Annotated in this window: 9 protein-coding genes; 1 reads left to right on the forward strand and 8 read right to left on the reverse strand. The window is 64.6% G+C overall.

Annotated features, from left to right (window positions below; translation table 11 throughout):
* The 5 genes from tpiA to rlmE form a co-directional block, all read right to left on the reverse strand.
* Window positions 1–747, reverse strand: coding sequence for a triose-phosphate isomerase (tpiA, locus tag NFH97_RS07205; protein WP_045992271.1), 747 nt, complete (start codon window positions 745–747; stop codon window positions 1–3).
* Window positions 748–929: 182 nt separating this feature from the next.
* Window positions 930–2,279, reverse strand: coding sequence for a phosphoglucosamine mutase (gene glmM, locus NFH97_RS07210; RefSeq protein WP_108450011.1), 1,350 nt, complete (start codon window positions 2,277–2,279; stop codon window positions 930–932).
* Window positions 2,272–3,135: a dihydropteroate synthase gene (gene folP, locus NFH97_RS07215; RefSeq protein ID WP_181248652.1), complete on the reverse strand. Its 864-nt coding sequence runs from the start codon at window positions 3,133–3,135 to the stop codon at window positions 2,272–2,274. The genes glmM and folP overlap by 8 nt, the downstream gene beginning before the upstream one ends.
* Window positions 3,136–3,248: 113 nt before the next feature.
* Entirely contained in the window at window positions 3,249–5,240 is a 1,992-nt protein-coding gene (gene ftsH, locus NFH97_RS07220) for an ATP-dependent zinc metalloprotease FtsH (RefSeq protein WP_348827435.1), read from the reverse strand.
* Window positions 5,241–5,543: 303 nt separating this feature from the next.
* A complete protein-coding gene (rlmE, locus tag NFH97_RS07225; RefSeq protein WP_349624610.1) occupies window positions 5,544–6,212 on the reverse strand; it encodes a 23S rRNA (uridine(2552)-2'-O)-methyltransferase RlmE in 669 nt (222 codons plus the stop codon).
* Window positions 6,213–6,494: 282 nt separating this feature from the next.
* Here rlmE and yhbY point away from each other — a divergent pair, with 282 nt between their 5' ends.
* The gene (yhbY, locus tag NFH97_RS07230; RefSeq protein ID WP_349625491.1) at window positions 6,495–6,821 is read left to right on the forward strand and encodes a ribosome assembly RNA-binding protein YhbY; all 327 of its coding nucleotides are present in this window, start codon (window positions 6,495–6,497) and stop codon (window positions 6,819–6,821) included.
* Window positions 6,822–6,935: 114 nt separating this feature from the next.
* On the opposite strand, the gene greA is transcribed toward yhbY, so the two are convergent.
* The 3 genes from greA to carA are packed head-to-tail and all read right to left on the reverse strand — an operon-like array spanning window position 6,936 to window position 11,836.
* A complete protein-coding gene (gene greA / locus NFH97_RS07235; protein ID WP_108131792.1) occupies window positions 6,936–7,412 on the reverse strand; it encodes a transcription elongation factor GreA in 477 nt (158 codons plus the stop codon).
* Window positions 7,409–10,639: a carbamoyl-phosphate synthase large subunit gene (carB, locus tag NFH97_RS07240; protein ID WP_108131793.1), complete on the reverse strand. Its 3,231-nt coding sequence runs from the start codon at window positions 10,637–10,639 to the stop codon at window positions 7,409–7,411. Before carB ends, greA begins: the two co-directional genes overlap by 4 nt.
* A gap of 51 nt (window positions 10,640–10,690) precedes the next feature.
* Window positions 10,691–11,836 (reverse strand): glutamine-hydrolyzing carbamoyl-phosphate synthase small subunit, encoded by a 1,146-nt coding sequence (gene carA, locus NFH97_RS07245; protein ID WP_349624611.1) that lies wholly within the window; start codon window positions 11,834–11,836, stop codon window positions 10,691–10,693.
* Window positions 11,837–11,868: the final 32 nt, after the last annotated feature.

The raw sequence follows: 11,868 nt of genomic DNA on the forward strand, positions 1-11,868 counted from the left end.
TCAACCTGCTGACTGACAAATGGCTAGAAAATCGTCGACCTTCAGCGATGCTCCGCCGATCAGGCCGCCGTCGATGTCCGGTTGGGCCAGCAATTCCGCCGCGTTGTCGGGCTTCATGCTGCCGCCGTAGAGAACCTGCATGGACGCCGCCAGGGCGCCATCGTAACGTTCGAGTCGTGCACGAATCGCCGCATGCACCTGCTGCGCCTGCTCAGGCGTTGCGGTACGACCGGTGCCGATCGCCCAGACCGGCTCGTAGGCCAATACCAGGCGCGCGCGCTCGTCACCGTCGAGGGCTTCCATCACCGCCTCGAGCTGACCGAGCACCACCGCCTCGGTACGCTCGGCGTCGCGCTCTTCCAGGGTTTCCCCCAGGCACAGCACCGGCGTCAGCCCCTGACCCAGCGCGGCCTGCACCCGTGCCAGCACCGCCGCGTCGTCTTCACCGAACAGGGTGCGCCGCTCGGAGTGTCCGACCAGCACCATGTCGGCGCCGACGTCTGCAAGCATGGCGCCGCTCACCTCGCCGGTGAAGGCTCCGCTCGGCTGGTCGCTCAGGGTCTGGCCGGCCAGCCTGACGCTCTGCGGCAACCGCTCCCTGGCCACCCCGACATAGGGAAAGGGAACCGCCAGGGCCAGCGTCACCGCCTGCGGCAATTCGGCGCCGGACAGCGCCTCGGCGAAGGTATCGATCAGGCTCAGCGAGCCATTCATCTTCCAGTTGCCGGCGATCAGCGGTGCACGCATGGAACATCCTCTTTCAAGGTGGGCCGAAATGGTATAGGAGCGGCCCTGTCAAGACAAGATTTGCCGCGGGATCGAAGCCTTCGGTCCCGCGCTGGAGCAAGCCGACAAGGCGCTCTCGCCGGCATCAGGGTCCACCAGGCCTCGCGTCATGGCACCGCGAAACCGGGCGGTGAGATCAGGGTTCAGCCGACCAGCTCACGCACGTCATCGGCCAGACGCCTGGCCAGCCCTTCGACATCCAGATGAGGGCGCCCCTCGACCATGACGCGAATCAGCGGCTCGGTACCCGAGGGGCGCAGCAGCACGCGGCCCTCATCGCCAAGCTCGGCCTCGACCGCACGGGTGGCCTGTTCGAGACTCGGGTCGGCCATCACCGCCTTGGCGTCGACGCCCGCCGACAAGCGCACGTTGACCAGCGACTGGGGCGCCTTCTCGAAGCCGTGCAGCAGACGTGACAGCGGCTTTTCCTCACGCACCATGTAGGACAGCACCTGCAGCGCCGAGACGATACCGTCGCCGGTGGTCTGCACGTGGCGACAGACGATATGCCCCGAGGACTCGCCACCCAGCTGCCAGTCGTTGGCGGCCAGGCGCTCCATCACGTAGCGATCGCCGACCTTGGCACGCTCGAAGGGCACGCCCATGGACTCCAGCGCTGCAGCCAGCCCGAAGTTGCTCATCAGGGTACCGACCACACCACCACCCAACTCGCCACGCTCGTGACGGTCCTTGGCGATCAGGTAGAGCATGTCGTCACCGTCGATCTCGTGACCGTCGGCGTCCACCATCAGTACTCGATCGCCGTCGCCATCGAAGGCGATACCCAGATCGGCGCCTTGCTGGATCACCGCCGCGCGCAGCGCCGCGGGATGGGTCGAGCCCACCTCCTGGTTGATATTGAGGCCGTCGGGCTCGGCCCCGACCAGGCTGACCTTGGCCCCGAGCTCCTTGAACACCGCCGGCGCGATGTGATACGTCGCGCCATGGGCGCAGTCCAGCACGATACGCAGGCCGTGCAGGTTGACCCGGTCGGGGATCGTCGACTTGCAGAACTCGATATAGCGCCCGGCGGCGTCGTCGACCCGGCTGGCCTTGCCCAACTCCCCCGGTGACACCGTGGTCAGGGTCTCATCCAGTGCGCGCTCGATGCGCTCCTCGATCTCATCGCCCAGCTTGGCGCCCTCGGCCGAGAAGAACTTGATGCCGTTGTCCTGGTAGGCGTTGTGGGAAGCGGAGATGACGATCCCCGCATCCGCGCGAAAGGTCCGCGTCAGGTAGGCGATACCCGGTGTCGGCATCGGACCGAGCAGCATCACGTCAACGCCCGCCGCCGACAGTCCCGCCTCGAGGGCCGACTCGAACATGTAGCCGGAGATCCGGGTGTCCTTGCCGATCAGTACCCGCGCCCGCTGACGGCGTGGCTCGAGCACGCGGCCGGTAGCCCAGCCCAGCTTGAGCATGAAGTCCGGCGTGATCGGCGCCTGACCGACAGTACCGCGAATGCCATCCGTGCCAAAATAGCGTCTAGCCATGGTGTTCTCCTTCCTCGAGAACGGCCCAGGTCATGTTCACCGCGTCCACATGGGGCCCCACATCGTGAACGCGTAGTATCCGTGCGCCTCGCTCCACCGCCAGTGCCGACAAGGCCAGACCGCCCGACAGGCGCTCCTCGACCGCACGGTCGAGCACCTTGCCGATCATGCTCTTGCGCGACATCCCCACCAGCAGCGGAAGCCCCAGGGCTTCCAGGCGCTCCAGGCGATGCAACAGGCGAAGATTATGCTCCACGGTCTTGGCGAAGCCAAAACCTGGGTCAAGCAACAGTCGCTCTCGCTTGAGACCGGCGGCCTCGCACTCGGCGATGCGCCTTTCGAGGAAGTCTGCGACCTCTTCCTCCACCGGCCTGTCATAACGGGGCGCGTCCTGCATGTCGCCCGGCTCGCCGAGCATATGCATCAGCACCACCGGCAGCCCGGTGCCGGTCGCCGCCGCGACGGCGCCCTCACGACGCAGGTTGCGCACATCATTGATCATGCCAGCCCCGGCCTGGGCGCTTTCGCGCATGACCTCCGGCGTCGAGGTATCCACCGACACCAGGGCATCCAGCTCCCGTACCAGCGCCTCGACCACCGGGATCACCCGGTCGAGCTCCTGCTGCGCGGTGACCGGCGTCGCACCGGGCCGCGTGGACTCGCCGCCCACGTCGATGATGGCGGCACCCTCGGCAAGCATCTGTTCGGCATGGCGCAGGGCGTCGTCGATGACCACGTGATGGCCACCATCGGAAAAGGAATCGGGAGTGACGTTGAGGATCCCCATGATGCGGGGAAAGGTCAGATCGAGGCGGTGTCGACCACAGGGCAGTACAGCGGGGTAACGAGCGTCCATCGAAGAGGATGTCCTGGGAAAATCTGGGTATTCACCAAAGAATACTAATGCGAGAGGCGGGTCATGCAACGCCAGAGGCGCCCCGCGGGGCGCCTCTGTGAGCGGGCGGGCCGTCAGCTACCGGCGGGGCCGCCAAGGGGGTCGGAGGGGCGACGGCCGGAGCCTTTGTCATCCTCTTCCTCGTCCCCGTCGCTGGTGTCGGCGCCGGACTCCGGCTCCTTCGACGGCTCGGGATCACCGGTGACCGGAGAGCCGCCGCCGGAACCGGGCTCATCCCAGTCCTTGGGCGGACGCGGGTCACGCCCTTCCATGATGTCCTTGAGCTGATCCGCATCGATGGTCTCGTACTGCATCAGCGCTTCGGCCATGGCGTCGAGCTTGTCGCGATTGTCCTCGAGGATCTGACGCGCCTGCTCGTAGCAGCCGTCGATGATCTTGCGCACTTCCTTGTCCAGACGCGAGGTGGTTTCGCCCGACTTCAGCTTGCCACCACTCTGACCAGGGCCGCCGAGGAACTGGTGAGACTCGTCCTCGTCGTACATGATCGGCCCCATCTCCTCGGACAGGCCCCACTTCGCCACCATGTTGTGGGCAAGTTCGGTGGCACGCTTGATGTCGTTGGAGGCGCCGGTGGTGACACCGTTCGGCCCCAGCGTCATCTCCTCGGCGATGCGACCGCCGAACAGCGAACAGATCTGACTGATGATCTGCTGGCGCGACAGGCTGTAACGATCCTGCTCCGGCAGGAACATGGTCACACCCAGGGCGCGGCCACGCGGAATGATGGTCACCTTGTAGACCGGGTCATGCTCCGGCATCACCAGACCGATGATGGCGTGGCCCGACTCGTGGTAGGCGGTGTTGAGCTTTTCCTTCTCGGTCATGACCATGGAGCGGCGCTCGGCCCCCATCATGATCTTGTCCTTGGCCAGCTCCAGCTCTTCCATGCCCACCAGGCGCTTGTTGCGACGAGCGGCGAACAGCGCAGCCTCGTTGACCAGGTTGGCCAGGTCGGCACCGGAGAAGCCAGGGGTACCACGGGCGATGAAGGTCGGCTTGACGTCATCGGCCAGCGGCACCTTGCGCAGGTGCACGTTGAGGATATGCTCGCGACCACGGATATCGGGAAGCGGCACCACCACCTGACGGTCGAAGCGGCCCGGGCGCAGCAGCGCAGGGTCGAGCACGTCGGGACGGTTGGTGGCGGCGATGACGATGATGCCTTCATTGGCCTCGAAGCCATCCATCTCGACCAGCAGCTGGTTCAGCGTCTGCTCGCGCTCGTCATTGCCGCCGCCCATGCCGGCGCCGCGCGAACGACCCACGGCGTCGATCTCGTCGATGAAGATGATGCAGGGTGCCTGCTTTTTGGCCTGCTCGAACATGTCGCGCACACGGGAAGCACCCACACCGACGAACATCTCGACGAAGTCAGAGCCTGAGATCGAGAAGAACGGCACCTTGGCCTCGCCGGCGATGGACTTCGCCAGCAGGGTCTTGCCGGTACCGGGAGGCCCGACCATCAAGACACCGCGGGGGATGGTGCCACCCAGCCGCTGGAACTTGGTCGGATCACGCAGGAAGTCGACCAGTTCCTCGACTTCCTCCTTGGCCTCGTCACACCCCGCCACGTCGGCAAAGGTGGTCTTGATCTGATCCTGGGACAGCAGTTTGGCCTTGGACTTGCCGAAGCTCATGGGGCCGCCCTTGCCGGCACCACCGCCCTGCATCTGGCGCATGAAGAACATGAAGATGGCCAGGATCAGCAGAATCGGGAAGCTCGCGATCAATAGTCGCGTCCACAGACTCTGCTGTTCCGGCTTCTTGCCCACCACGGTGACATTGTTGGACAACAGATCGTCCATCAGCTTCGGGTCCTCCGCCGAGGGGCGGATGGTCTGGAAGCTGGAGCCATCGTTGCGCTCACCGCTGATCGTGTAACCGTCGATGGTTACACTGCGTACCTGCTCGTTTTGCACCTGTTCGACGAACTGGGAGTAGTTCATCTGGTTGGGTGCGTTCTCGACGCTGAAGTTGTTGAACACCGTCAGCAGCACCGCCGCGATGACCAACCACAGAATCAGGTTCTTCGCCATGTCGTTCAAGGGACCACCCTCAATTGCAAGAATCTGTCGGCCTAGGTGCCTAAGGGTTCGACACTACATGACCCGGCCTGGTTCAGCCAGCCTGATCGGATCCAACGAAGCGGCGCAAGCGCCCCTTCCGCCGGGACTCACCCTCGGAAAATGCCGAAAAAATGTCGATGCGATGACTGCCTGGCAGGCCATCGCACGCCATCATGTGTCCTTTCCTGCCTGTACCATGCCTCAAGACTGGCACAGCCAGGCCATTTTTGCCGGTATCGCTCCGGTAGGCGCGGCCTATCAGACGTCGACCGGCGCCGATGCTCAGCCCTTGAATCCCTGGGCCAGCAGGTAGACCTCGCGGGAGCGTGCCCGCGATGCCCCCGGCTTGCGCGTCACCACCTTTTGAAAGGCGCCGCGCAGCTCCTTGAGATATTCGTCGAAGCCTTCGCCCTGGAACACCTTGGCCAGGAAGGTCCCCCCGGGGCGCAGCGTCTGGCGAGCCAGGTCGAGCGCCAGCTCCACCAGGTACATTGCCTGGGGCTGATCGATAGCCGCCATACCACTCATATTGGGGGCCATGTCCGACATCACAAGGTCCACGGGGCGATCAGCGAGCCTTGCCAGCACCTCTTCCAGCACGCTTTCCTCGGTAAAGTCACCCTGAACGAAGTCGACCCCGGCCAGAGCGTCCATCTCGAGGATGTCCGAGGCGATGACCACACCGGCGTCACCGACACGCTCTGCGGCGATCTGGCTCCAGCCGCCCGGCGCCGCCCCCAGATCGATGACGGTCATGCCCGGCTTGAACAGCTTGTCCTTGTCGTCCAGCTCCACCAGCTTATAGCTGGCCCGGGAACGGTAGCCGTCCTGCCAGCTCTGCTGAACGTAGCGATCATCGAAGTGTTCCTTCAACCAGCTGGCGCTGGTCTTGCTCGCGCTGCTCTTGCCGGATGAGGTTTTTTTACCGGAGGGGGGACGGGATGCTGCCACTGAGCCACCTGAAAGAAGATTTCCTGAACAATTGCCGGAAGGGCGTTGCTCGAAGTGCATTTGCTGCGGACACCCGGCATGGCCGCCGGAGCCGAACCGCGTGGCGGGGAGGCTCGCCGCAGGAACCGAGGGGCGGGCTGCACGACGCATCGAGCGGCTTTGCCACCGCCGGCGAACGGCTGCCTGGAGATTGTCATGCACAAGCGCTTTCACCGCACGGGGAATCCCCGTACCATGTGCTGTCACGCGCCCTACGGCCAAAACGGAATGAAGCAAGATACCATGAGCTTGTCACAGGCACAAAAGAAAGCAATGCGCAGCATCGGCCACCACCTCGACCCGGTGGTGACGGCCTCGGAGAACGGTATTTCCGAAGGCATGCTGGCCGAGCTCGAACGAGCCCTGAACGACCACGAACTGGTCAAGGTGAAGCTCGCGATCCCCGACCGCGACGACCGCACCGCTGTGCTCGACGAACTCGTCGCCAAGAGCCGCTCCGAGCTGATCCAGAAGATCGGCAAGGTGGCCCTGCTGTACCGCAAGAACCCCAAGGCCAACCCGAAGCTGTCCAACATCACCCGCTTCGAGAACCACCACGGCCGCCACTGACGCACCGGCGCCGCTGCGCCCACCACCGGGCGCCGACGAGCCTGTCGCCAGAAAAGACACCGCCCCGCCAGGAATCCTGGCGGGGCGGTGTCGTCTGGATCGAAGGAGCCGGGTCTAGATGTGCTCGACGCCGGTGATCTCGTACTCGACCTCACCACCGGGGGTGCGGACCAGCACGACCTCACCCTCTTCCTTGCCGATCAAGGCACGGGCGATGGGCGAGGTGACCGAGATGCGACGCTGCTTGATGTCGGCCTCGTCCTCACCGACGATGCGGTAGGTCACCTCTTCGTCGGTATCCAGATTCAGAAGCTCGACGGTCACGCCGAAGATCACCTTGCCGGTCTTGGGCAGCTTGGTGACGTCGATGACCTGGGCGTTGGACAGCTTGCCCTCGATCTCCTGGATACGCCCCTCGATGAAGCCCTGCTGCTCGCGAGCGGCGTGGTACTCGGCGTTCTCCTTGAGGTCGCCGTGCTCACGCGCTTCGGCGATGGCAGCGATCACTGTCGGGCGAGCCTCGCTCTTGAGCTGTTCGAGCTCTTCACGCAGGCGTTGCTCACCGGCGACGGTCATCGGGACCTTGTTCATGTATTCGCTCCTGCATGCAGTTCCTGTAGCCGCCGCACGGTCACGGCATTGCCGTACTCGAGCGCCAAACAAACGGCACTGGCCCCTGCCAGCGTCGTGGCATAGGGAACCTTGCGGGCGAGTGCGGTGCGGCGGATCACCGAGGAGTCATTGATGGCCTGGCGGCCCTCGGTGGTATTGACGATATAGGCGATCTCGTCGTTCTTGATGGAATCGACGATGTGTGGCCGGCCTTCGTAAACCTTGTTGACGACCTCGACGGGCAGACCAGCCTGTTCAAGGGCTGCCGCCGTTCCTCGGGTCGCACAGAGTGTGAAGCCCAATGTTACCAGAGAACGCGCCACTTCGATAACACCCGCCTTGTCCGGTTCGCGAACCGACAGGAACGCCTTGCGATCGCCGGTCAGCGCCGGAATCGCCTCACCTGCACCGAGCTGGGCCTTGTAGAAGGCCTCGGCGAAGGTGTCGCCGGACCCCATCACCTCGCCGGTGGACTTCATCTCCGGCGACAGGATCGGGTCGACGCCAGGGAACTTGTTGAACGGGAACACCGCCTCCTTGACGCTGTAGAAGTGCGGCACGATCTCGCGCTCGAAGCCCTGCTCCTTGAGGCTGACGCCAGCCATGCAACGGGCGGCCACCTGGGCCAGCGAGGTACCGATGCACTTGGACACGAAGGGCACGGTGCGCGAGGCGCGCGGGTTGACCTCGATGACGTAGATCTCGCCGTCCTGCCAGGCCAGCTGGACGTTCATCAGGCCCTTCACGCCAAGCTCCACGGCCATGCGCTTGACCTGCTCGCGCATCTCGTCCTGAACCTCGGCCGGCAGCGAGTACGGCGGCAGCGCACAGGCAGAGTCGCCTGAGTGCACACCAGCCTGTTCGACGTGCTGCATGATACCGCCGATCACCACCTGCTCACCGTCGGACACCGCGTCGATGTCGATCTCGATGGCGGCGCTCAGGAAGTGATCGAGCAGCACCGGCGAGTCGTTGGAGACCTTGACCGCGTGGGTCATGTAGTTCTCCAGCTCGCTGGCGTCATAGACGATTTCCATGGCGCGCCCACCGAGCACATAGCTCGGGCGCACCACCAGCGGGTAGCCGATCGCCTCGGCCTTGCTGAAGGCCTCGTCAAAGCTTCTGGCGGTGGCGTTGGGCGGCTGCTTGAGGCCCAGCTTGTCGATCATCTGCTGGAAGCGCTCGCGGTCCTCGGCGCGGTCGATGGCGTCCGGGGTGGTACCGATGATCGGCACACCGGCGGCCTCGAGCGCACGTGCAAGCTTCAGCGGCGTCTGCCCGCCGAACTGCACGATCACCCCGACCGGCTTCTCCTTGTCGGCGATCTCGAGCACGTCCTCCAGGGTCACCGGCTCGAAGTACAGACGATCGGAGGTGTCGTAGTCGGTGGACACGGTCTCCGGGTTGCAGTTGACCATGATGGTCTCGTAGCCGTCGTCGCGCATGGCGAAGGCGGCGTGGACGCAGCAGTAGTCGAACTCGATGCCCTGACCGATACGGTTGGGGCCACCGCCCAGCACCATGATCTTCTTACGATCGCTGACCTCGGCCTCGCACTCCTCCTCGTAGGTGGAGTACATGTAGGCGGTGTCGGAGGCGAACTCGGCGGCGCAGGTGTCGACACGCTTGTAGACCGGACGGATACCGGCGTCATGGCGCGCCCTGCGCACATCGTCCTCGGACACGCCCAGCACCTTGGCCAGGCGAGCATCGCCAAAGCCCTTGCGCTTGAGACGATAGAGTTCGCGCGCGTCCAGCGACGACAGCGGACGGCTGGACAGATCCTGCTCGATCTTGACCAGATCCTCGAGCTGCACCAGGAACCAGGGGTCGATGTTGGTCAGCTCGAACACTTCTGCCACCGACATGCCGGAGCGCATGGCATCGGCGATGAAGAAGATACGCTCGGCGCCGGCGGCCTGCAGCTCGCCCTTGATCAGCGCCATGTTCTCGTCGCTGAACTCGGTGACGATGGGATCGAGACCGTCGTTGCCGGTCTCCATGCCACGCAGCGCCTTCTGCAGCGACTCCTGGAAGGTGCGGCCGATGGCCATGACCTCGCCCACCGACTTCATCTGGGTGGTCAGACGGTCGTTGGCCTGGGGGAACTTCTCGAAGGTGAAGCGCGGAATCTTGGTGACGACGTAGTCGATGGACGGCTCGAAGGACGCCGGGGTGCGACCGCCGGTGATGTCGTTCTGCAGCTCGTCCAGGGTGTAGCCCACCGCCAGCTTGGCGGCGATCTTGGCGATCGGGAAGCCGGTGGCCTTGGAGGCCAGGGCGGAGGAACGCGACACCCGCGGGTTCATCTCGATGACCACCATGCGGCCGGTCTCGGGGTCCACGCCGAACTGGACGTTGGAGCCACCGGTCTCGACGCCGATCTCGCGCAGCACCGCAAGGGATGCGTCGCGCATGATCTGGTATTCCTTGTCGGTCAGCGTCTGGGCCGGCGCCACGGTGATGGAGTCACCGGTGTGCACGCCCATGGGGTCGAAGTTCTCGATGGCACAGACGATGATGCAGTTGTCGTTCTTGTCACGAACGACCTCCATCTCGTACTCCTTCCAGCCCAGCAACGATTCGTCGATCAGCAGCTCGTGGGTCGGCGAAAGCTCGAAGCCGCGCCCACAGATCTCCTTGAACTCTTCCTTGTTGTAGGCCACGCCGCCACCGGAGCCACCCATGGTGAAGGACGGCCGGATGATCACCGGGAACCCCAGCTCTCCCTGGATCTCCCAGGCCTCATCCATGCTGTGGGCGACCTTGGCCTTGGGGCACTCGAGACCGATGTTCTTCATCGCCTTGTCGAAGCGATCGCGGTCCTCGGCCTTGTCGATGGTGTCGGCGTTGGCGCCGATCATCTCCACGCCGTACTTTTCCAGTACGCCGTGGCGATCGAGATCCAGCGCGCAGTTCAGCGCGGTCTGGCCGCCCATGGTCGGCAATACGGCGTCGGGACGCTCGGCCTCGATGATCTTCTCCACCGCCTGCCAGGTGATCGGCTCGATGTAGGTGGCATCCGCCATGGCCGGATCGGTCATGATGGTGGCCGGGTTGGAGTTGACCAGGATGACGCGAAAACCCTCTTCGCGCAGCGCCTTGCAAGCCTGGGCGCCGGAATAGTCGAACTCGCAGGCCTGGCCGATGACGATGGGGCCAGCGCCGATGATAAGGATGCTTTTCAGGTCTGTACGCTTGGGCATGGTGCTTCCCGCAAGAAAATTGGACGATGAACCGGAATCTGTGTCGGCGCCTTAGCGACGGCTGCGCATCATGTCGATGAAGCGGTCGAACAGCGGCGCCACATCGCGGGGGCCGGGGCTCGCTTCGGGGTGGCCCTGGAAGCTGAACGCCGGACGGTCGGTACGCTCGATCCCCTGCAGGGTGCCGTCGAACAGCGAGCGGTGGGTGGCGCGCAGGTTATCCGGCAGCGTGGTCTCGTCGGCGGCAAAGCCGTGGTTCTGGCTGGTGATCATCACGTGGCCGCTGTCCAGATCCTGCACCGGATGGTTGGCGCCGTGGTGGCCGTGATTCATCTTGACCGTAGTGGCACCGCTGGCCAGCGCCAGCAACTGGTGGCCCAGGCAGATGCCGAACACCGGCACTTCGGTCTCGAGGATCTCGCGGATGGCGTCGATGGCGTAGTCACACGGCTCGGGGTCGCCGGGCCCGTTGGACAGAAAGACGCCGTCGGGGTCGAGCGCCAGCACCTCGGACGCCGGGGTCTGCGCCGGCACCACGGTCAGCTTGCAGCCGCGACTCGCCAGCATGCGCAGGATGTTGAACTTGACGCCGTAGTCGTAGGCCACCACATGGAAGGGCCGCTCGGCCCCTTCGGTATCGGCGTAGCCCTTGCCCAGCGCCCACTCGCCCTCGTTCCAGACGTAGCGCTCGCTGCAGGACACCACCTTGGCCAGATCCATACCCTTGAGCCCGGGGAAGGCGCGGGCGGCTTCCAGGGCGCGCGCTTCGGCGTCGTCACCCAGGGCCTCGTCGCCGGCCACGATGGCACCGTTCTGGGCACCCTTGTCGCGCAGGATTCGAGTCAGCCGGCGGGTATCGATGTCGGCGATGCCCACCACGTTCTGGCTGGCGAGATAGTCCGAGAGGCTCTGGGTAGATCGGAAGTTGCTGGCGACGAGCGGCAGATCGCGGATGACGAGGCCCGCGGCGGCGATGCTGGCGGACTCGACGTCCTCGGGATTGATGCCGGTATTGCCGATATGGGGATAGGTGAGGGTGACGATCTGTCGGGAATAGGAGGGGTCGGTCAAAATTTCCTGATAGCCGGTCATGGCCGTATTGAACACCACCTCACCACTGGTCTGCCCATCAGCGCCAATGGCCGTGCCGTGGAATACGCTGCCATCTTCCAGGGCCAAGATTGCGGGTTTGTTCAACGCTACGTCCTCCCAAAGCTCGTCAAGGTATC

It is taken from the genome of Halomonas sp. SCS19, assembly GCF_040147015.1.
Taxonomy (GTDB): Bacteria; Pseudomonadota; Gammaproteobacteria; order Pseudomonadales; family Halomonadaceae; genus Halomonas; species Halomonas litopenaei.

Bases quoted from the DNA above. Each gene is read 5' to 3' on its own strand.
- yhbY (WP_349625491.1), top strand. From the start codon at position 6,495: ATGAGCTTGTCACAGGCACAAAAGAAAGCAATGCGCAGCATCGGCCAC.
- folP (WP_181248652.1), bottom strand. From the start codon at position 3,135: ATGGACGCTCGTTACCCCGCTGTACTGCCCTGTGGTCGACACCGCCTC.
- glmM (WP_108450011.1), bottom strand. From the start codon at position 2,279: ATGGCTAGACGCTATTTTGGCACGGATGGCATTCGCGGTACTGTCGGT.
- greA (WP_108131792.1), bottom strand. From the start codon at position 7,412: ATGAACAAGGTCCCGATGACCGTCGCCGGTGAGCAACGCCTGCGTGAA.
- carB (WP_108131793.1), bottom strand. From the start codon at position 10,639: ATGCCCAAGCGTACAGACCTGAAAAGCATCCTTATCATCGGCGCTGGC.
- tpiA (WP_045992271.1), bottom strand. From the start codon at position 747: ATGCGTGCACCGCTGATCGCCGGCAACTGGAAGATGAATGGCTCGCTG.